The following is a 19,644-nucleotide window of genomic DNA, read 5'->3' on the forward strand; positions in this document are numbered from 1 at the left end:
AATGGACTTTATTAATAGAACAACCGAAGAGATTGCTCAGGACTTACTAGGGGTAAGACTGATTCATGAAACTGAAGACTTAACTTACACAGGTTATATTGTAGAAACAGAGGCATATGTAGGTATTCACGATCAAGCTGCACATTCCTTTAACGGGAAAAATACAAAGAGTGTCAAATCGCTATATTGTGAAGGTGGCACAATTTATGCTCATAGTATGCACAAACAGTTGCTCATCAACTTCGTTACACAAACTGAAGGTGAACCTCAAGGTGTGTTATTAAGAGCTATAGAACCTGAAAATGGCATAGAACAAATGGAAATCAACCGTAATCACAAGACGGGTGTGGAACTTACAAATGGACCTGGGAAATTCACACAAGCTATGCAAATATCTAAATCACTAGATGGCACAAAAATTGGAGCGGGCAGTCTTAAAATCGATACGATGAATCGAAAGTACCCTAAAAACATCGATACATCTGCTCGCATTGGCGTACCTAACAAAGGTGAATGGACAGAAAAACATTTAAGATTTACTGTTGCGGGTCATCCTTATATTTCGAGAGCGAGAAAGCGTGATACATTACCAATAGAACAAACATGGAAATAGTTTGAATTCACATTTTTTCATACGTATACTATACGTTATTCAATACAAATTAAAAGTGATGGTGCAATGATATGAAACAGCAATTCAAAACGAGTTTAAAGAAACCTTTCAATATAGCGATATTAGCTTTCATCGTATTATTAATAGGGGCTTTAATCTTCACAAAATATAACGCGCAATTTTATAAGACACCTATTGGCCACATCACAAATATTACGGATCAAAAAAGTAAAAATACAGTTGACCAAAATAAAAACAAAGATATCGTACATACCGAAAACATAAAATTAAAAATTGTTAATGGAAAATATAAAGGCAAAACATTAACCGTACCTCATAAATACACAGACTCACTTACTGACTCTGAAAAGTACCGTAAAGGTGATGAAGTTCTCATCTCATACACTGGTGAAGAAAGCTCTGCAATTATTAAAGGCTTAAAACGAGATACGTCTGTCGTGTTTATGACCGGATTATTTTTATTCACTTTACTCATGGTTGGTAGAAAATCTGGCCTTTATTCAATTATCTCGTTGTTTATAAATGTATCTGTCATTTTAATAATGATTAATTATTTCATGAAAAACGATAATCAGCATTTCTTTATTTTAATGGCTATAACCGTTATTTTTTCTACTATCATTTCGTTACTTTTAGTCAGTGGTTTTTCAAAAAAGACATTCGTTGCAATTCTTTCAACATTGCTCGGCACTTTTATCAGTATAGGAATTTCTCAACTGATTATGACTTTAACAAACAGCAATGGCATCAAATATGAAACGATGAGCTTTTTAACAATTCAACCAACACAAATATTCTTAGCTTCCATCTTAATCGGTTCTTTAGGAGCCGTTATGGATGTTGCCATCACACTCACAAGTTCGTTATATGAAATAAAGGCGCAACATCCTACAATATCTATGAAGCGGTTAAAGCAATCTGGTATCAATATAGGTAAAGATATTATGGGTACAATGACCAACATACTATTCTTTGCATATTTATCCGGAAGTATCCCAATGGTTATACTTTATTTTAAAAACAACAATACTGTAACGTATACACTATCGATGAATTGGTCCCTTGAAATTTCAAGAGCTTTGATGGGCGGGATAGGTATTGTCATCACGATTCCTATTACGATTTTTATCGTGATGTTATTTATGCAGAGAGAGGAGGCTAAATAATGGATACTACTTTCATTTTAGCTGTTATCCTTCTCATTTTAATGATTTTAGTTGGAGGCAAAACAGGATTCCGTTCATTTATAACATTATTCTTAAACATATTCACATTATTTATCGCAATATTACTTATTATCTATAAAGCACCAATCTTTATCGTGCTTATCATCTTTTGTTTATTAATAGCATGCATCAATTTGTTCTATATCAATGAATATAATACAAAAACACAATCAGCATTTTTAGCTACAATAATAACAACGCTCATTCTCATAGGATTAATATACTTTATTGTAGATATATCTATGTTGCAAGGTTTCACAGAAGAAGAACAAGATGAAACTTATATCTTTTCGATGAATATCGGTATTAACTATGCACAATTAATGGTCTTTACCATCGTTTTAGCTGTAATTGCAGCTGTAATAGATTTAACAATTTCTATCAGTTCTCCTATGTACGAGCTATATGAAGCACAACCAAATATATCTTTAAAACAACTCTTTAAATCTGGACTTACTATAGGTAGAGATATATTATCAACAACAACAAACACAATATATTTTGCTTATATAGGCGGACAAATTACATTGTTCTTTTGGTTTGGAAAATTAAATTATACATTTGGAGAAATTATAAACGCTAAAATATTTGCAGCTGAAATCATTTCAATATTATTAGGTGGTATAGCAGTCAGTATCGCTATTCCTATAACGTCTATCATCACAGTACAATTAATAAAAAGACGCAATAAATTAAATGAACATTAGAGTATGTAAAAAAGTTCGAAAATAAACTCCTTACTCAAAATAATGGGAGTGGGACTAGGGTTGGAAAAAGCTTGATATAAGCGCATTTTCAATCCAGTCAGCTACTGCCATTATAATAAAAGAGGCTGAGACAAGTATTTATGTCCCAGCCTCATTTTTTATAAAACTTTCGATTTTGTTCGTTCTCAAGAACATTTATCTTCTGAATTCTTTTCTAATTAAATAGGCTCTAAATTTGATTCAATTTCTTCTCTCTTAGACTCTAAGAAATTTGGTAAATCTAATTTTTCTCCTAGTTGATCAATATCATCGTATGGGACACCCGGTCCTTCTGTAGCAAATTCAATTAATATATGTGAATGTCTGTAGTACAAGCTTTTGAAGAAATCTCTATCTATTATGCCGGAATGTACGACATTCTTACTATCTAATAGCTCTTTTACTTTCTTTAACTCTTCTTCATCCGCGACTGATAAAGCAAGGTGGTGAATACTACCTTTACCCGGTTTTCCTCTTTTTCCTTGTTCTTCAACTAGTACGATATCACTATACAATCCTTCTTGATCTCTTGTATAAAGCAATTCACTTTCGGAATCAGCGACATCAAAGTTTAAATCATTTTCCAAGAAGTTTTTCATATCAGTAACTTGGTCCATTTTAAATTCTATTGGCCCCATGCCCATAATCTGGTGTTCTTTCGGAACATCTGAATAACTATTATTACGCCAATCTTGAGGCGTCCTTCTATCACCGTTCGGTAACAATACCATTTCTAGACCTTCATGGTCACGAAAATGCAGTGCCATAAGCCCATTGTAAATGCCAATCGCATCATGGTCGACGTCCATTTCTTCAAAGCGCTCTTTCCAATAACTTAAACTTTCTTCACTAGGTACAAGCAATCCTATTCTAGATATACTATTCGTACCTTTGTAAGTTTGACCCATCGACTTTAACTCAAAAAATGTTAATGACGTTCCAGGTGTGCCAACTTCATCTCCATAAAATAAATGGTACATAGATGTATCATCTTGATTGACTGTCTTTAAATACAATCGTAAACCAAGTTTGTTTACATAGAAATCTTTATTTAACTTCGCATCTTTCGTTAACATTGAAATATGATGATGCCTTAATATTTCTACCATAATTGTACCTCCTATATATTTAAGTACATTATAACTGTTTCATTATCCATGCACAAAAATACAACTCACTTTATACACCGTTCGCAGTGGACTCAGTGAGAGGGTAGTCTTAATATGCATATTTTTCGAAAAATCATTTTTTTAAATGTATGATTAAAAAATAAGGAGAGATGCGTCATGACAAGTGAACAGAAAAAGAGATCAATTTCTTTGTTATTAGCTGGTTTTATTATTTTTTCCAGTTTATATGTAACTCAACCGATATTTAATGGCTTAAGTCACTATTTTGATGTTTCGTTATCTGATGTGAGCTTAACACTTTCTATTTCTACTTTTATGCTAGGTGTCGGATTAGTTATCGTTCCAATGTTAAACAACATTGAAAAAAAACGTATGATGTCTATCTCTGTATTATTAGTGAGTATACTTTCTTTGATTAGTGTATTTGTTAAGCAATTTGAAGTTTTCTTAGTGATTCGAGGATTAATGGGTTTAGTACTTAGTGGCGTTCCTTCTACTGCCATGGCATATATTGCTGATGAAGTTCATAAAGACCGTGTAAGTAAGGTTATGGGTTTATATGTTGCAGGCACAACGTTTGGTGGTATGTCTGGACGTGTCGTTGTCGGTATTTTAACTGATCTATTCAATTGGCAAATTGCAATTGGTGCATTAAGCGTAATTAATTTAATTTTTGCTATTTTGATGGTCTCTTTATTACCTGTATCAAAAGTCCAAACTCCGAACTGGATTTCCCCTAAACAACATTTGCTTAAATACATTAAATTATTAAAAATTCCAGCAGTTTTAAAAACAATGTCATTATCATTTTTATTAATGGGTACATTCGTGACAATTTACAGTTATATTACTGTTAGATTTGAACAACCTCCATTCTCTTTAAGCGAATCCACTATTGCTTTTATATTTATACTTTATTTAATTGGTACATATAGCTCTATCAATTTCGGTAAATTAAGTATTAAACTTGGTGTTAAAAAAGCTTACGCACTTGCCATTACCATTATGATTGTAGGAATTGCCTTAACATTCATCACATACTTACCTATTGATATTGTAGGTTTAGCAGCAATGACATTTGGATTCTTTGGTGCACATTCTATTCAAAGTAGTTATATAGCGACACTTACAGAATCAAGCAAATCTCATGCGTCTACATTATATTTACTAGGATACTATGTAGGCTCAAGTTTATTAACAATATTAGGCGGTTATATCTATGTACATTTAGAATGGTTAGGCATTGGTATATTGTCACTACTCTTAACCTTTATAGCTGTGTTCATTAGCCGTTCTCTATTTAGAGATAGCACAACTTAAATAATTTATTAATACAAAAAAAGTAAAGACATCTACAGTGTGTAAATGTCTTTACTCTTTTTTATTGTTAACACTTTTTGCTTTATGCTAAACCTAGCTTTTCTAGTCCAAGTTCTTCTACTGTTAGACCTTCTTCAAAGAATTCTCTTTCTAGAATTGTTGATGCAATAGCGATAATTGCATCTATATTAGGTGTCTCTACGCCGATAACTTTCCCTAAACTTGACCAAAGTACTAATCCGTATGCAATATCTTCTGTAAGATAGCGATTGTCTACTGAATTTGGTCCATGTATTTGAGAAAAGACAGGACTGTCATTAAATAATTTATTAAGAGGGACGTTTTCGTCTTCTATTGATAAATAACCTCTTTCAATACGAGCACCTTTAGCAGTATTTAACTCAAACCCTAATTTTCTTCCGAGTGCCAATCTTTCTAATTCTACAGCATGAAGTAATTTTAACGTATGAGGTGTAATACCTTCTGAATACAATGAGAAATCTTTTGAGTAATCTATTCGACCAACGTTTAATAAAGTTGGTCCAGGATGTACTTCTGGGTTACCGTTTTCTAGGTTTGTTTTCCATAAACTTTCTTCTTTAACAACATAAGGGTATAACTTCTCTACTAATTTAAAGCTTTCATTTAAATAAGTTTTATAATATGTTGAAAAGTGAACTTTTTTCACATTTAAAGATAAGTTTACTTCTGCAGTATCATAATTAACACGCGTAGCATACGTTAATGTGTTAACTTCAGCAAATTGTGGTCTAAAATCAATATGCTTAGATTCTAATACATTAATAAACCTAATAGATCCCATTGCTGCTGCCATATTAAAGAGTATTAATTGATTCTCTTTAACAAAAGGCGCCATCGTTTTAGCATAATGTTCTATAAATGATGATGGTATAATCATTTGAATTAATTCTGCATCTTTCAATACATATTCAATATCATCACTAATATTCGTGAATTTTATAAACTTACTATCGCCTTCATTATTAAATTCAAATCCACCTTTTTCAAAAGCTTTATCAAATTTATTTATAGACTGATTTCGGCAATATAATTTAACCTCGTGACCTTTATCTATCATATCTAAAGCAGCTGTTACTGCACCATTACCTGAGCCAACAATTGCAATTTTCATTTTTAAAACTCCTTTCTTTTAGCATCATAAATAATTGCTTATTTTATAAATACCCAAGAAATTTTAACATAATGATTACAATTATTAACTAAAAACGTTTAAAAATTTTATTTTTCATTTAATTCTTTCGTTGATACACGCTCTATAACACCAGTTATAACGTTAATGATGGTATCAATATCTTTATCTTCAATAACTAATGGAGGTGCCAAACGAATAATATTTCCTTGCGTTTCTTTACATAAAACACCTTGTTGATTAATTTCTGATACTATTTCTTGTGCATTTTCATTGAGTTCTATTCCCATAAATAAACCACGGCCCCTTACTTCTTTAATAATTGGACTTTTAATTTCTTGGAGACCCTTTAATAATTTATCTCCTAATTCTACAGAGCGCTCTGGTAGAGACTCATCGATTAACACATCTAATGATGCTATTGAAACCGCGCAAGCTAATGGATTACCACCAAAAGTCGATCCATGTGTTCCAGGTGTCAGAACTTGCATAATATCATCATTAGCAGCTATTGCTGATATTGGATAAAAGCCACCACCTAAAGCTTTTCCGAGTAATATTATATCCGCTTCAACGTCTTCCCACTCAATTGCTAACATCTTACCAGTTCTGCCTAATCCGACTTGAATTTCATCAGCTATTAATAATATATTATGTTCATCACATAATTCTTTAACTTCTTTAATAAAGTTCTTTGGTGGAATATTGACGCCACCTTCACCTTGTATTGGTTCTAATATAATAGCTGCAGTTTGAGATGTGATTTTAGAAGATAAATCCTCAATGTTTCCAAATTCACTATATTTTATATTGCCAGCTAGCTCACCAAACCCTTCTTTATATTGATCATTTGATGATAAAGATAATGAGCCTATTGTTCTACCATGAAAGTTACCTTCCATTGCTATAATTTCAGCATCATGCGCATTTAAACCTTTCACATCTTGTGACCATTTTGTCGCAACTTTAATCGCTGTTTCTACCGCTTCAGTTCCAGTATTCATCGGCAAGACTTTATTTTTATTCGTCAGTTTGCATACTTTTTCTTCCCAAACGCCTAAATTATCACTATATAAAGCTCTTGAAGTCATCGTAATCTTTTGGCTTTGTTCCAAGAATGCTTGAATGATTTTTGGATGACAATGTCCTTGATTTAATACAGAGAAACCTGACACACAATCAATATATGTATTACCTTCTGAATCTTTAACATATGCACCTTTACCTTCTGTCAAAACAATATTTAAAGGGCTATAGTTATTCGGGCTATACTTTTCAGTTAGTTCAATATAATTATTCATTTAACATCCACCTTCATAATAAATATTCTATATTTCGTATTATTATTCATATATGATACATATTATCGGAGAATAAGTCAAAACAAAAAGAGAAGTTTTTCACTTCTCTTTTAATAATTTAATCTATTTAATTTAATAAGTCTTTGATTGCTTCATCAATTTCTGGATATTTAAATGGAAAACGCATCTCCAATAATTTCTTAGGAAATACTCTTTGTACATCTAATATCATTGTCGATTGTTCACCTAAGACCGCCCTTAAAGCAAATTTTGGTCCTGGCAAGAAATGCGGTCTATTTATAGTTTGAGCAATTGTTTTTCCTAACACTTTTTGACGCACAGGGTTTGGACTACAAATATTATACACACCTTGTTTATCTTTATTATTAATTAAAGTTGTTATGGCCTCTTTTAAGTCTTCAAGATGTATCCAGCTCATCCACTGTTCTCCTGAACCTAAAGAACCGCCAACAAAGAATTTATAAGGCTTAACCATTGTAGTCAAAGCTCCTCCCTTATTAGAAAGAATGATACCAAATCTACCGATAACGACTCTTGTTCCTAATTCTTTAAATAATAATGCTGTTTCTTCCCATCTTTCAACGACTGTAGATAAGAAGTCATGAGATAAGAATTGATCATATTCGTCATAAGATACAACTTTGGAAGGTGGATAATAACCAACTGCGCTCGCGTTAAATAATACTTCTGGTGCATAGTCTTGTGCCTCAAAAAATTTAAACAAACGATTCGTTGATTCTATACGGCTATTCATAATAGTTTCTTTATAATCCTCTGTCCAACGGTTCATTAAACTAGCTCCGGCTAAATTGATTACAACATCTATTTTCGGTATTGCTTTTTCCCAATTTTCTTTCGACCAATTAATATAATATAAAGATGTATTGTTAGAATCTCTATCACTTCTCGTTAGAACATAGACCTCATCGTTATTTGCCAAATAATAATCAACTAGTTCACTTCCTACTAAACCTGTGCCACCTGTTATGAGTATTCTTTTCATTTTATCCCTACTTTAATTTAAGTTGTTTTATTTGTTCATCTATAATGGTACTATACCCTTAAATCAAAAAATGACCCATAATAAATAAACGACAAGGAGTAGTTATCATGCATATAAGAAAAGCAACGATTGATGACTTAAATATAATTGTAAAACTAAGAAAACAACAATTAATAGATGAAGGCTCAAACCCCATTATAGATATTGATCATGATTTAGAAACATTTTTTACAAATGTCATAACAGACGAATCTCTTTATCAGCTTTTAGCAGTCGAAAATGAAGAAGTAATTGCTACGGGCGCAATTATTTATTATCCATTTCCTCCTTCATACATAAACCAATCAGGAGAACGTGCATACGTAACTAATATATACACACATCCTAACTTTAGAGGTCATGGCATCGCACAACAAATTATTTCTTTACTCATTAAAGATGCTGAAGCGCGTGACATTAAAAAAATATTTTTAGCTGCTTCTCCTTTAGGTAAACCCGTTTATAAAAAATTAGGATTTGAAGAAGCACCTGAATGGATGGAAATAAATTATGATTTATAAAATAACGTTAACTAATTAATTTTAAACCGATTGTACTCGCTAGTATGATTCCGATAAATAAAATTCTTTTTATATTTTTGGATTCACCGTAGAATATAATTCCTAATAGTGCACCACCGACAGCACCAATGCCTGTCCAAACAGCATAACTCGTACTCATCGAAATACTTTTCATTGCGATTGTTAAACAAATAAAGCTTAAGCCAAAGAATAACATGAGACCTAATAAAGATTTAACGTTATTTCTTTTTGAGTAAATATTAATGAAGAGTACGCCTAACATTTCAAATAAACCTGCCATAATTAATATTAACCAAGCCATTTTAACTTTCCTCCCCTTCTGGTGTAACTAATTTAAGACCTACTACACCGATAATAAGTGTGATGATTAAAATGATTTTGCCAATAACGACTGGCTGTCCGAAAAATACAAAATCAACAATTGTGACACCCGTAGCACCTAAACCAACATAAACTGCATACGATGTTCCAACAGGTAATGCTTTTGAAGCTGTTATTAATAAATAGAAACTAATTACAATAGCTATTAAAGTAACAATCCATTCTAATACGTTACTTGAATGTGTTAAACCAACTACCCAGACCACCTCAAATACTGCACCAATGATAATTTTTAACCAATTCATTATGATTCCTCCTCAAATTAAAAAGCCCGGGAAACTTATATTAAAAATAAGTCTCCCAGGCTTTTATCCTTCCGTGTCACAAGCATTAACTTGTGGCTTTCTCTCGGTCCAGGCTAACATTGTGTTACGGAACCCTAGAAAGCTTTATTAAATTAATTTGAATTATAGCAAATAGATTTTGACTGGTCAATGAAAGTATAATTCGTATCACAAATTAACAAATAACAACACAAATCATATATAATATATATAACAGACTATGATTTAAAGTAATTGAGGTGAAATCATTGAATCATACAGGATATCGTATTAAACAAAGAAGGGAAGAACTTGGATTTACGACATATAAATTAGCTAAACTAGCTGATGTAAACCAGTCTACAATTTCTCGTTATGAAACGGGACAGACTTCTAAACTAACGCCAAAAATGGTCGAAAAATTAGCTATCGCTCTTTCAACAACACCTGCGTATATCATGGGGTGGGTCAATGTCCCTGAAGCTTATGAAGACGAAGAAGACTCCATGCTCATTAATGAATCTATACAATTATTAAGATCTTTAAGTAAAGAGAAGAAAAGAGAAGTTTATCATTTAATAAAAGATATTTCTTCAAAATAATTTATAATGATTTTATAAAAATAAGCATATCACTTTTATCTAAAATATTAGTTAAGTGATATGCTTGTTTATTTTGAATTGGGAATTATGTCCTAAGTGCTTCTAAAATATTTGATTAATCTATTTGAATAGAACCCACATCGCTCGTAATTTTCACTAAATTATCTCCAGATCCTACTTTTTTATTTTTCAATTCTGGTTGATTGATTTTAGCATTACCGACGTCTTGTTCGATATCTAAAAATGTATTCTTTGGTGCTTCATTATATATTAGTTTAATAGCACCTGTGTCTGTCTTAATATTAAGTGGTTTATCAGCTGGTACACCATTCATTTTAATTGTTCCTGTGTCTGCTTCTAATTTGCCACTTTCTAAATCTATATTATGCGTTGAAATTTTTCCAGTATCTGAATCCACTTTTAAATTTCCCAATTGTGAATTTGAAATATCTATCATACCTGTATCTACTTTAAATGTTGAAGTTTGAGATTTAATATCTTTAACGCTTAATTTCCCTGTATCTGTTTTTACATTTAAGCTATTTAATTCTTCTGGTACTGTAACTTCAATTTGTGTATGCATGTTTTTAAATAAATCAAAATTTATTATGTCAAATTGATTTTTAACATTAATATCTAAAGTATCGCCTCTAACCTTTGAGCTTACTTGGAAATCATCTTTGCTTCCAACTGATTTCACTTTAAATTGGTTACCTTTTTTAATTTTTACGGCTGCATCTTTTCCATTTACTTTGATATTCTTTATCTCACTTTGGTAAGTTTCATTAATAAGCGTTTCTTCACTCATGTTCTTTGCTGATTTTTGACCTTCTATTAACGTCATAGTGCCAAATACTATAAACAAAATTAATCCAGCACCAAATAATATCCATAATGTTTTCTTCATGATTTAGCACTTCCTTTAACGATAGAAATATTCCATCTTAAATATTTTACAAACAATTTATACGACCATTTCGTTAATAAATAAGTGACTGTAAATATCATTAAACCTAAACCAAAACTAGTTATGACGACATAAACGTCAATTGATTGTATTGCATCAAATCCATTGTAAAGCCCTTTTACAATCAACATTGCTGGTGTAATTAATAAAGATAATGTTGTCACGATAAAACTAAATAAAATAGAAATAATAATGACAAATGGAATTAAAATAACAAAGAAATTTAATATTCCTAGTCCCATCACAGATATAATGGCTTGCCATACGTTACCCACTTTATTATTTGTTTCTGCTCTATCAAGTGCTAATGTCGCATTGAGCTCTTTAGCAATTTCTTTAGGATGTCCTAGCTCTTTAGCAATCATATCTTCAGTTTGTCCGTCTTCGATACCACTAATAAAATGAGTTTCATATTCATCTAGAATATCGGCACGTTCCTCATCAGAAATATTCTTCAAATGTTTATTTAACGTGTTTAAATATGTCTTTTTATTCATCAATTTCACTCTCCTCTAAAAATAAATCTACCGCTTCTGTAAAGCTCTTCCATTCATCTAACAAACTTTCTAACCTCTCAATTCCTAAATCCGTTATTTTATAATATTTTCTAGCTGGTCCTTCAGTTGAAGGTTTGTAATAAGTCGTTAAATAATCGTCTTTAACTAAACGTCTAAGTAATGGATAAACCGTTCCTTCAGATATCATGATTCTAGGTGTTATTTTTTGAATTAATGAATACCCATATTGGTCTTCACCTTTGATAATAAGTAATACTATAAATTCAAGTGCACCTTTTTTAAATTGTATATTCATAATTTTCCCCCACATTATTCAGTACTAAACAATGTATAATAGCTGTTGCAAAAAATATACCACACACTATTAAACAATGCAAGGTACTGAACAATAAATAGTCTAGATATATTTATATCAAAAATTAAAAATGCTATATAAAAATAAATTCTCCTAATCCGAAAGTTAACATCTAACGGATTAGGAGAATTATCTTGAACAAGGATTTTCAAATCAAATACTATGTATTTAAGCATTATAATTTTTAAGCATTTTTAAATATTTTTTCTTTTTAGATCCTGAGAAATAAAAGTCATAATAACCATTTCTTTCAGTCACTTCATATTTAGTTAAACCAGTTATATCAAATAGTTGTTCTTTTGTAATTCCTTTTTCTTTAATTATGTTATTAAGTTTATCATTTAAAACTTCACTCGATATAAATAGATTAAAGTTTAGGAAAAATTGTATAATCCAGACCGCGCCCATCCATAAAGTGAATGTTGATGTTTTAAATATGGCTAAACATACTATGATTAAAATAGCTGGTAATACAAACGTAAATGTAAATCGAAGTGGCTTAAATTTAATATTTTCAATTACTGAATTCAATTAAAATCACCTCATTTAAAATTTTGATTTTCTAAGTTGTTTTTCAATAAATGTACGTTTTTCTTCTAAATGTTCCGGCAAATAAAGTGGTATTTCTTCGAAAGATTTTTGTTCGAACTTCACTTCGTCGATATTGAGTTTCATTGTTGCAACTTCAAAAAGCACTTGGTTAGGATCTCTGTAATAAATAGATTTAAAGAAACCTCTATTTTTTATTGATGAGTGTTTCATATTCAATTTATCTAATGTCTTTTCAATTTGAACAAGTGCTTCCTCATCATTTGCTGAGATAGCTACATGATGAATACCCCCAAATCCTTGTTCTTCAAGTTTATTAAATGCATCATGAACAATATGTATTTCATGATACATATTATGATTATTGTTATGCAATATCTCAACGGGTAATTGAGTATCGAAAAATGTAGTACGTTCATACGCTTCCCAGTTGTATAATTTTTGGAAAAATTGTTTACTTGCCTCAGGATACTTTGTTCGCATATGTACAGAATCCAATGCAATAATTTGATGCTCTATAGGTATTATACCTTTTTCATCTGTGTAATAATCATCTAAATTCTCTTGTTCAGACATAACGATTAAACCTAGTGGTGTCTCGTCTGGACCTTCGAAGCGAATAAGACTGCGGTCAGTGTAAATTTCTAAACCATAGTGACAAACGTCAAGTTCATCGAAGCGTCTTTCCCAGTATTTTAAAGATTCTTTTGAAGGCACTTTAAATAATAATCTATCAAACGCATTCGTACCGAAATGATTATTAGTTCCCTCTTTCATTTCAAATAAGGTTACTTCAGTCCCAGGACGTCCGTATTTATCTGCAAAAAATATATGATACATTTCATAATTTTCTTGATTTACAGTCTTCATTAGCAAATTAAGACCTAATATATTACGATAGAAATTAAAAGATTGTTCTGCGTCATTATTTATAATGGATACATGGTGTATAATTGAATGGTGATTCATACACGACACCCCTTTCAAATTTATGGAGGAGATTTTATGGAATACTTCTTACAAGAAAATCAAAATAACAATACGCTTATTGTACTGTTTCACGGTACTGGGGGCAATCAATATCAGCTGCTACCTATTTCCGGTGAAATAATGCCAGATGTTCATACACTTAGCTTTTTAGGCAACGTTGGTGAAGGCATAGAAAGACGTTTTTTTGCACCACTGAAAAACAATCAACTTGATAGAGATGATTTCAATCATCGTACAAAATCATTCATACAATTTTGGAACCATTTCATTTACGAACATTCATATGATAAAGTCATATTTTTAGGGTACTCAAATGGAGCAAACTTTATACTTGGTCTGCTCGAGCAATCTTTAGCACACGTAGATCAAATTTTACTATTACATCCAGCTCAATTAAATTATAACATTTCAAAAAATTATCATAACACTTCTTTAATTATTACCGCTGGTGCTAACGATTATTTTGCGCTTCCAGGCGATGTGAAAGGTTTAGCAGAACAACTTAAACCTTACTTCAAAAAAGTCCATTTCGAACTATTAGATAGCGATCATGAGCTAGTTGATCCAGAAATAGAGTTATTAAAAAGTTTAATTTAACAATTATAATCTTCCAATTTTAATTTGGAGGATTATTTTTTATTTTAATATTAAAATCTTCCAAAGTTAAATGGTCAATCGCTTTTAACTTAAATAGTTGCGGATGCAATAACCAAATGATGCCTAATATAATAAAGAAACATCCTGTTAAACTAATCATGGAAATAGGATTAATCACTTCTAATAAGAATCCTCCTATCAAGCTGCCCAATGGCAAACCTATCACACCTAAACTACTAGTAATGGATGTAATGCGTCCTAACATAAATTCTGGAATAATTGCTTGTCCAGCTGATAAAAATAAAATATTAGCTAATCCCACTGAAAGCCAACTGACAGCAAAGAAAGCAATATATAGATAAACGGGCAAAATAAACCCTACTAACAAACATACACCCGACATTAAAAATGTGATAACCATGATTTTACCGAAAGGAAATTTCTTAATAAAACTTACAACTAAAGTCGATGAAACCATACCTAATGAAATAGCTGACAAGAATAATCCGTAGTATACAGGTTCATTTAAATAATGGGATAAGACCGGTAATGCTGTATAAACTATTCCAATACCAAAATTAACGGAAAAAGCACCAATCTGAAAAATCCATAGCAAAGAATGTCTAACAATATACATACCTTCTACTAAAGATTGCTTATAATCTTTGAAACTGAATTGATTCGTTATATTTTGGTTTGCTTTTATTTTAATTGTAGAATACACAATTGCTGCTACAACAAACACAATCGTATTCATAACATATAATGAATAAATGCTCACCACTGATATTAAAATAGATATAACAGTATTCAATACTAAATCCATACTTTGATTAGAAAAAGACATCATGGCATTACCGGTTACAATTTTATCTTTTGGTAATAACGAAGGGACTAATTTATTACTAATAGGATAAGACACTTCGCCTAATAGAGCAGCTGATACTACAAGTATGATAATAATAACTGCATTTTCATAGTTGAAAAATAACATAACTGCAATAAACCCAATCAAAACTGCTTGCACAAGCTGAGAATTAATGAGGATTTTCTTCACATTAAAGTGATCAATAACAGGACCATAAAACATTTGTAAACAGCTTGGTATTACAATTAAACTACTCAATAATCCCGTCATAGCTGAACTTTTAGTAATATCGTAAATAAGCCACATCGTGGTAATGAAATAAATACTGTCGGCAGTATTTGTTAGTAACCTCCCAAATATCAAGCGCATAAACGAATGATGTTTTAAGACTGACCGCATTATTCATTATCCTGACGATTAAAAATTTTATCGCTAACTTCAAACCCTACCATGTTTAAATAATATAAAGGTTCTGAGCCATCTTTTTCTTGTTTATCAATATCTTCAATTAATTGATCTAGTCGCTCATTAAAAGATTCAAACTGCGCTTTAGACCACCTAGCTTGAACCGTCTTAGAAATTAACTGTTCATCAGTAGTAATTAAACCATAAGTATTCAAAACATCAATTGTTCTATTAATTTGCGCTAGCATCATACCTTTAGTAGAATTAGAAATTTCTTCTTGATAAACATTCAATAAATGAGGATTCACTTTAAAACCATTATGCGTCGCCACATAATATTTATACACGTTACTCCCTTTAACCTCGCTTCGACTCAATTTAACCATTTCATACTTTTCTAATTCTTTAAGGTGATAAAAAATTTTGGCTTTCGGTATCTCTAGTTTCTTGCCAATTTCAGTTGCTGTCATTTCTTTTTCAATAAGCAACATTGAGATTTCCATTCTCAATTTATCAGAAATACATTTCAGTTCATCAAAAGTATTAATTTCATATCTATTATATTCCATGATTTCCCCTCCATATTTTACGGTTAACTTATTTTAACCGATTAAATAAATTAAAACAAGGGTATATATTTTAATGATACATGTAAGTCAAAATTTGGTACAAAGTATGGTCTAATCATAATCAACAGAATTTTTAATACTTATAAACACTTTCATGGAAGTTCACTACCTCCCTATGCACGGTTGAATATCTTACTCACTATGGTATGATTTAAAACTGTATTTTATTTTTAAAGGGGAAGTGAATGTTATCAATAAAGAAAAACAATTTTCTAATGTATTTGTATATGCGGCAAGTATTGTTGGTTTCCTTGTAGTAATCGGCGCTATTCTCCCAAAACAATTCGGAGAAATCACTGGTATGATGTCAGCTTGGGTATCGACTACTTTCGGATGGTATTACATGTTACTTTATACAGTTATTTTAGGCTTTACTATTTTCTTAGTCTTTAGCCCTATCGGGAAATTAAAACTTGGAAAGCCTGATGACAAACCTGAATTTCATACAGTTTCATGGTTGGCTATGCTATTTAGTGCAGGTATGGGTATTGGTCTTGTGTTCTATGGGGCATCTGAACCAATAGCTCATTACCTCGCTCCTCCAACAGCTAAACCTGAAACAAAAGAGGCAATGGTAGAAGCTTTTAGAGGTTCCTTTATGGACTATGGATTTCACCCTTGGGCAATATATGGAATCGTTGCTTTATGTTTAGCTTATTCTCAATTTCGTAAAGGTGAAAACGGGCTTATATCTAGAACATTACGTCCTATTTTAGGTAATAAAGTTGAAGGCCCTATAGGTACAACAGTAGATGTTATATCTGTCTTCGCTACAATCATAGGTGTAGCTGTCTCTCTAGGTGTAGGTGCTATTCAAATTAATGCAGGTTTAAATTACTTATTTGATGTGCCAAATAATAAACTAGTACAAGGCATTATCATCGCCATTGTAACAGTTCTGTTCTTATATAGTGCTTGGAGCGGTTTAAGTAAAGGTATCCAATATTTAAGTAATTTAAATATGATATTAGCAACTATATTACTCGTTATTTTATTTATAGTTGGCCCTACATTATTAATTTTAAATATGATGACAGCAGGTACTGGTGATTATTTAAACACGCTTATTTATAACAGTTTAGACGTCGCACCATTAAATGAGCAAAAAGAAAAATGGCTGCAAACGTGGACGATATATTACTGGGGTTGGTGGATGAGTTGGAGTCCATTCGTTGGTTTATTTATTGCTCGAATTTCTAAAGGTCGTTCTATTCGTGAATTCGTATGTGGTGTCCTAGGAGTACCTGTAGTAATCAGTATTATATGGTTCACTGTATTCGGTGTTACAGGTATAGAAACTGGAAAAGAACACAATGCTATATTTAAATTGCCTGCAGAAACACAATTATTTGGTATTTTTAATGAACTGCCGTTTGGATTTGTTCTATCAATTGTAGCGTTAGCTCTGATTGCATCCTTCTTTATTACATCAGCAGATTCAGCAACATTTGTTTTAGGCATGCAAACATCTTTCGGTAGATTAAATCCATCAGGTTTTGTAAAAATTGTATGGGGCGTTTCTTTATCAGCTATTGCGTATGTATTGTTATTAGCAGGTGGCGATACAGGTCTAGACGCTCTGCAATCCGCCGCAATTATTTCAGCTCTACCATTTAGCTTTGTAATTATTTTGATGGTGATTGCATTCTATAAAGATGCTAACGGTGATCGTAAGTATTTAGGTATGACTATTACACCAAATAAAAGACGTTATCAAGAATATATAAATTCATTTGAGAATGAAAAAAGAGATAGTTCTAAAAAAGAAACTTATTATGATAATGGACCTGTATAATATAAACATTTTAAGATTCCGAGACATAAAAATTCGTCTCGGGATCTTTTTTTATGACAAGTAGATTTCTGTTCCTCTACCTTTTAAATTTATTTTGCTGTGGTAAAATTAGGAAAAAAGGAGGCGATTATAGTGTATATATTATCTCTTCAAGACGATGAAACAACTCAATTAATAGGTGCATTCAATACTGAAGAAGATGTAGTAAGTTGGATTAATAGTGTTCCTAATGTTAAGAAAGATTATAATGATAACTACATTCTAAAAATTGAAGATTTAACTGAGTTTATTAATATTAAATGGAAGGATTCTATTGTTCCACTTACTCAATATTCCTTTAGTACGGGCGAATACTTATACTTTAGTTGGGAAGAAATAGCATATATGAACCAACACCATGGCATTACTTCAGGTTCGACTAAAATCGATAATTATTATTACGACAATAATGAAGTTAAAGAAGAAATTAAATTAAGACAATCTTTAAAACAAGCCCTTAAAGATTATTTCGAAAAAAATAATCAGTCCTATTACTTCGGTGGTAAAGGTTCTCAAGACGGAGAATACATCAACACTGAAGATGGAATATTTCTACATATTGATCCTTCTACTTTAGAAGAATGGAAATCTACTCAAGATATCGAAAAAATCCTCAACATAAAGTGACATAAAGGAGTGGGACAGAAATTTCGTTTTATTAAAAAAATTTCGTAGTCCCATTCTATAATATTATTCTAATTTATGTATTCTTTTAGATAATAACCATATAAACCTTCACCATCTTTAGAAAGTACATGCTCGTATCCTTTTAATCCTTTTCTTTCTGTCTTCCATCCTTGTTCCTTATAGAATAACTGACCTTCTTTACTTGTTTCAATAGCACTGATTGGATCATCTTCAGTCTGAAGGCCATAGTCATTTTCACCAACAATCCAAGTTAATGGAAATGTTCCTGATACTATTTCATCTTTTTTTACATGATTTGCTATACCTTCTGTTTTCGGCGAACCCCCGCCACCAAATAGAACCGCTCCTCCTTCTTTAACGTTTAACATTGGTAATTGATCAATTAACCAATAAGTTGTCATTTCTGAACCACCTGAAAAACTTCCAATCCATAAATGATCATGATTGGGTATAGAAGAGATAAGTTCTATTAAATATTTTGAGTTTTCTTCGCCCTTCTTCCACCAAATATAGTCATCGGCTGGTGTTTTAGGAACAATTAAAGTTAAATTCTTATCTTTAGCTACCTTCTTAACGCCAAGTTTTCCACCTAGATACAACTCTGAATCAGGATGACTTAATTCATAAGCACCGTCACCATGCAACCAAACTAATACACCTTTAGGGTTTGAAACAGGATAAATCATATATTCACCCTCAATTCCATCTTTTGAAGTATAGTGATGTATTTTATTGTCTCTATCAAATTTTAAATTAACAAAAAAATATATAGCAGCCCCTATTACAATAAATGCAACTAGTGCTAAAAGTAACTTCTTTATAACGTTTCACTCCCTGCAAAATTCACCTATCCAAATATGATATTAACTTTATATTACATATATTTGTTAAAAAATTCCATAACA

At 31.4% G+C, this 19,644-nt stretch carries 23 protein-coding genes and 1 riboswitch; of the genes, 9 read left to right on the plus strand and 14 right to left on the minus strand.

Annotation, left to right across the window (positions count from 1 at the left end):
• Window position 1 precedes the first annotated feature (1 nt).
• The 3 genes from LQ682_RS08105 to LQ682_RS08115 all read left to right on the plus strand — a co-directional run bounded on the left by LQ682_RS08105 (window position 2) and on the right by LQ682_RS08115 (window position 2,567).
• Window positions 2-613 carry a DNA-3-methyladenine glycosylase gene (locus tag LQ682_RS08105; RefSeq protein ID WP_064204267.1) on the plus strand — a complete coding sequence of 204 codons (612 nt, stop codon included), beginning with the start codon at window positions 2-4 and terminating at the stop codon, window positions 611-613.
• 71 nt (window positions 614-684) lie between these two features.
• Window positions 685-1,800, plus strand: coding sequence for a YibE/F family protein (locus LQ682_RS08110; protein WP_017000868.1), 1,116 nt, complete (start codon window positions 685-687; stop codon window positions 1,798-1,800).
• The gene (locus tag LQ682_RS08115; protein ID WP_017000867.1) at window positions 1,800-2,567 is read left to right on the plus strand and encodes a YibE/F family protein; all 768 of its coding nucleotides are present in this window, start codon (window positions 1,800-1,802) and stop codon (window positions 2,565-2,567) included. The genes LQ682_RS08110 and LQ682_RS08115 overlap by 1 nt, the downstream gene beginning before the upstream one ends.
• 218 nt (window positions 2,568-2,785) lie before the next feature.
• Here LQ682_RS08115 and LQ682_RS08120 read toward each other — a convergent pair whose 3' ends face one another.
• Entirely contained in the window at window positions 2,786-3,715 is a 930-nt protein-coding gene (locus LQ682_RS08120) for a VOC family protein (RefSeq protein ID WP_103268543.1), read from the minus strand.
• Window positions 3,716-3,892: 177 nt separating this feature from the next.
• On the opposite strand from LQ682_RS08120, the gene LQ682_RS08125 reads away from it, so the two are divergent.
• Entirely contained in the window at window positions 3,893-5,056 is a 1,164-nt protein-coding gene (locus tag LQ682_RS08125) for an MFS transporter (RefSeq protein ID WP_103268544.1), read from the plus strand.
• 82 nt (window positions 5,057-5,138) lie between these two features.
• Here the strand turns inward: LQ682_RS08125 and LQ682_RS08130 are convergent, their stop codons facing one another.
• The 3 genes from LQ682_RS08130 to LQ682_RS08140 form a co-directional block, all read right to left on the minus strand.
• Entirely contained in the window at window positions 5,139-6,209 is a 1,071-nt protein-coding gene (locus tag LQ682_RS08130; RefSeq protein WP_103268545.1) for an NAD/NADP-dependent octopine/nopaline dehydrogenase family protein, read from the minus strand.
• A 107-nt stretch (window positions 6,210-6,316) separates the two neighbouring features.
• Window positions 6,317-7,528 (minus strand): ornithine--oxo-acid transaminase, encoded by a 1,212-nt coding sequence (rocD, locus tag LQ682_RS08135; protein WP_016999242.1) that lies wholly within the window; start codon window positions 7,526-7,528, stop codon window positions 6,317-6,319.
• 127 nt (window positions 7,529-7,655) lie between these two features.
• Complete coding sequence (locus LQ682_RS08140) at window positions 7,656-8,552, minus strand: TIGR01777 family oxidoreductase (RefSeq protein WP_147640573.1); 897 nt, start codon at window positions 8,550-8,552, stop codon at window positions 7,656-7,658.
• Between the two features lie 107 nt (window positions 8,553-8,659).
• On the opposite strand from LQ682_RS08140, the gene LQ682_RS08145 reads away from it, so the two are divergent.
• Window positions 8,660-9,112 (plus strand): GNAT family N-acetyltransferase, encoded by a 453-nt coding sequence (locus LQ682_RS08145; RefSeq protein ID WP_103268547.1) that lies wholly within the window; start codon window positions 8,660-8,662, stop codon window positions 9,110-9,112.
• A gap of 7 nt (window positions 9,113-9,119) precedes the next feature.
• Here the strand turns inward: LQ682_RS08145 and LQ682_RS08150 are convergent, their stop codons facing one another.
• Window positions 9,120-9,434, minus strand: a complete 315-nt coding sequence (locus LQ682_RS08150) for a DMT family transporter (RefSeq protein ID WP_016999239.1) — start codon at window positions 9,432-9,434, stop codon at window positions 9,120-9,122.
• 1 nt (window position 9,435) lies between these two features.
• A complete protein-coding gene (locus LQ682_RS08155; protein ID WP_016999238.1) occupies window positions 9,436-9,759 on the minus strand; it encodes a DMT family transporter in 324 nt (107 codons plus the stop codon).
• Window positions 9,760-9,809: 50 nt separating this feature from the next.
• A riboswitch (guanidine-I (ykkC/yxkD leader) is annotated at window positions 9,810-9,908 on the minus strand.
• A gap of 129 nt (window positions 9,909-10,037) precedes the next feature.
• On the opposite strand from LQ682_RS08155, the gene LQ682_RS08160 reads away from it, so the two are divergent.
• Complete coding sequence (locus LQ682_RS08160; protein ID WP_231051521.1) at window positions 10,038-10,379, plus strand: helix-turn-helix domain-containing protein; 342 nt, start codon at window positions 10,038-10,040, stop codon at window positions 10,377-10,379.
• Between the two features lie 115 nt (window positions 10,380-10,494).
• On the opposite strand, the gene LQ682_RS08165 is transcribed toward LQ682_RS08160, so the two are convergent.
• The 5 genes from LQ682_RS08165 to LQ682_RS08185 form a co-directional block, all read right to left on the minus strand.
• The gene (locus LQ682_RS08165; protein ID WP_239705238.1) at window positions 10,495-11,286 is read right to left on the minus strand and encodes a DUF4097 family beta strand repeat-containing protein; all 792 of its coding nucleotides are present in this window, start codon (window positions 11,284-11,286) and stop codon (window positions 10,495-10,497) included.
• Complete coding sequence (locus LQ682_RS08170; RefSeq protein WP_016999235.1) at window positions 11,283-11,843, minus strand: HAAS signaling domain-containing protein; 561 nt, start codon at window positions 11,841-11,843, stop codon at window positions 11,283-11,285. The genes LQ682_RS08165 and LQ682_RS08170 overlap by 4 nt, the downstream gene beginning before the upstream one ends.
• Window positions 11,836-12,159: a PadR family transcriptional regulator gene (locus tag LQ682_RS08175; protein WP_016999234.1), complete on the minus strand. Its 324-nt coding sequence runs from the start codon at window positions 12,157-12,159 to the stop codon at window positions 11,836-11,838. The genes LQ682_RS08170 and LQ682_RS08175 overlap by 8 nt, the downstream gene beginning before the upstream one ends.
• Before the next feature lie 228 nt (window positions 12,160-12,387).
• Window positions 12,388-12,750, minus strand: a complete 363-nt coding sequence (locus tag LQ682_RS08180; protein ID WP_147640572.1) for a hypothetical protein — start codon at window positions 12,748-12,750, stop codon at window positions 12,388-12,390.
• Window positions 12,751-12,765: 15 nt separating this feature from the next.
• On the minus strand, window positions 12,766-13,737 hold the full coding sequence (locus tag LQ682_RS08185; RefSeq protein ID WP_016999232.1) for a VOC family protein: 972 nt from the start codon (window positions 13,735-13,737) through the stop codon (window positions 12,766-12,768).
• A 36-nt stretch (window positions 13,738-13,773) separates the two neighbouring features.
• Here LQ682_RS08185 and LQ682_RS08190 point away from each other — a divergent pair, with 36 nt between their 5' ends.
• The gene (locus tag LQ682_RS08190; RefSeq protein WP_218729853.1) at window positions 13,774-14,355 is read left to right on the plus strand and encodes an alpha/beta hydrolase; all 582 of its coding nucleotides are present in this window, start codon (window positions 13,774-13,776) and stop codon (window positions 14,353-14,355) included.
• A 19-nt stretch (window positions 14,356-14,374) separates the two neighbouring features.
• Here LQ682_RS08190 and LQ682_RS08195 read toward each other — a convergent pair whose 3' ends face one another.
• Window positions 14,375-15,622 (minus strand): MFS transporter, encoded by a 1,248-nt coding sequence (locus LQ682_RS08195; protein WP_026023626.1) that lies wholly within the window; start codon window positions 15,620-15,622, stop codon window positions 14,375-14,377.
• Complete coding sequence (locus LQ682_RS08200; protein ID WP_016999229.1) at window positions 15,622-16,197, minus strand: ArsR/SmtB family transcription factor; 576 nt, start codon at window positions 16,195-16,197, stop codon at window positions 15,622-15,624. Before LQ682_RS08200 ends, LQ682_RS08195 begins: the two co-directional genes overlap by 1 nt.
• Window positions 16,198-16,438: 241 nt before the next feature.
• Here LQ682_RS08200 and LQ682_RS08205 point away from each other — a divergent pair, with 241 nt between their 5' ends.
• Both LQ682_RS08205 and LQ682_RS08210 read left to right on the plus strand, forming a co-directional pair.
• Window positions 16,439-18,052 carry a BCCT family transporter gene (locus LQ682_RS08205; protein ID WP_239703895.1) on the plus strand — a complete coding sequence of 538 codons (1,614 nt, stop codon included), beginning with the start codon at window positions 16,439-16,441 and terminating at the stop codon, window positions 18,050-18,052.
• Window positions 18,053-18,184: 132 nt separating this feature from the next.
• Window positions 18,185-18,718 carry a hypothetical protein gene (locus LQ682_RS08210; RefSeq protein WP_239703894.1) on the plus strand — a complete coding sequence of 178 codons (534 nt, stop codon included), beginning with the start codon at window positions 18,185-18,187 and terminating at the stop codon, window positions 18,716-18,718.
• A 68-nt stretch (window positions 18,719-18,786) separates the two neighbouring features.
• Here the strand turns inward: LQ682_RS08210 and LQ682_RS08215 are convergent, their stop codons facing one another.
• Entirely contained in the window at window positions 18,787-19,425 is a 639-nt protein-coding gene (locus LQ682_RS08215) for a hypothetical protein (RefSeq protein WP_103268549.1), read from the minus strand.
• Between the last annotated feature and the right edge of the window lie 219 nt (window positions 19,426-19,644).

This window comes from Mammaliicoccus sp. A-M4 (assembly GCF_022386955.1).
GTDB classification, from domain to species: domain Bacteria; phylum Bacillota; class Bacilli; order Staphylococcales; family Staphylococcaceae; genus Mammaliicoccus; species Mammaliicoccus lentus.

Excerpts from the sequence above, each read along its gene's own strand:
- LQ682_RS08130 (WP_103268545.1), bottom strand. The coding sequence starts at position 6,209 with ATGAAAATTGCAATTGTTGGCTCAGGTAATGGTGCAGTAACAGCTGCT.
- rocD (WP_016999242.1), bottom strand. The coding sequence starts at position 7,528 with ATGAATAATTATATTGAACTAACTGAAAAGTATAGCCCGAATAACTAT.
- LQ682_RS08145 (WP_103268547.1), top strand. The coding sequence starts at position 8,660 with ATGCATATAAGAAAAGCAACGATTGATGACTTAAATATAATTGTAAAA.
- LQ682_RS08155 (WP_016999238.1), bottom strand. The coding sequence starts at position 9,759 with ATGAATTGGTTAAAAATTATCATTGGTGCAGTATTTGAGGTGGTCTGG.
- LQ682_RS08110 (WP_017000868.1), top strand. The coding sequence starts at position 685 with ATGAAACAGCAATTCAAAACGAGTTTAAAGAAACCTTTCAATATAGCG.
- LQ682_RS08115 (WP_017000867.1), top strand. The coding sequence starts at position 1,800 with ATGGATACTACTTTCATTTTAGCTGTTATCCTTCTCATTTTAATGATT.
- LQ682_RS08195 (WP_026023626.1), bottom strand. The coding sequence starts at position 15,622 with ATGCGGTCAGTCTTAAAACATCATTCGTTTATGCGCTTGATATTTGGG.
- LQ682_RS08215 (WP_103268549.1), bottom strand. The coding sequence starts at position 19,425 with ATGATTTATCCTGTTTCAAACCCTAAAGGTGTATTAGTTTGGTTGCAT.
- LQ682_RS08190 (WP_218729853.1), top strand. The coding sequence starts at position 13,774 with ATGGAATACTTCTTACAAGAAAATCAAAATAACAATACGCTTATTGTA.
- LQ682_RS08105 (WP_064204267.1), top strand. The coding sequence starts at position 2 with ATGGACTTTATTAATAGAACAACCGAAGAGATTGCTCAGGACTTACTA.
- LQ682_RS08200 (WP_016999229.1), bottom strand. The coding sequence starts at position 16,197 with ATGGAATATAATAGATATGAAATTAATACTTTTGATGAACTGAAATGT.
- LQ682_RS08170 (WP_016999235.1), bottom strand. The coding sequence starts at position 11,843 with ATGAATAAAAAGACATATTTAAACACGTTAAATAAACATTTGAAGAAT.
- LQ682_RS08120 (WP_103268543.1), bottom strand. The coding sequence starts at position 3,715 with ATGGTAGAAATATTAAGGCATCATCATATTTCAATGTTAACGAAAGAT.
- LQ682_RS08175 (WP_016999234.1), bottom strand. The coding sequence starts at position 12,159 with ATGAATATACAATTTAAAAAAGGTGCACTTGAATTTATAGTATTACTT.
- LQ682_RS08140 (WP_147640573.1), bottom strand. The coding sequence starts at position 8,552 with ATGAAAAGAATACTCATAACAGGTGGCACAGGTTTAGTAGGAAGTGAA.
- LQ682_RS08150 (WP_016999239.1), bottom strand. The coding sequence starts at position 9,434 with ATGGCTTGGTTAATATTAATTATGGCAGGTTTATTTGAAATGTTAGGC.
- LQ682_RS08165 (WP_239705238.1), bottom strand. The coding sequence starts at position 11,286 with ATGAAGAAAACATTATGGATATTATTTGGTGCTGGATTAATTTTGTTT.
- LQ682_RS08185 (WP_016999232.1), bottom strand. The coding sequence starts at position 13,737 with ATGAATCACCATTCAATTATACACCATGTATCCATTATAAATAATGAC.
- LQ682_RS08125 (WP_103268544.1), top strand. The coding sequence starts at position 3,893 with ATGACAAGTGAACAGAAAAAGAGATCAATTTCTTTGTTATTAGCTGGT.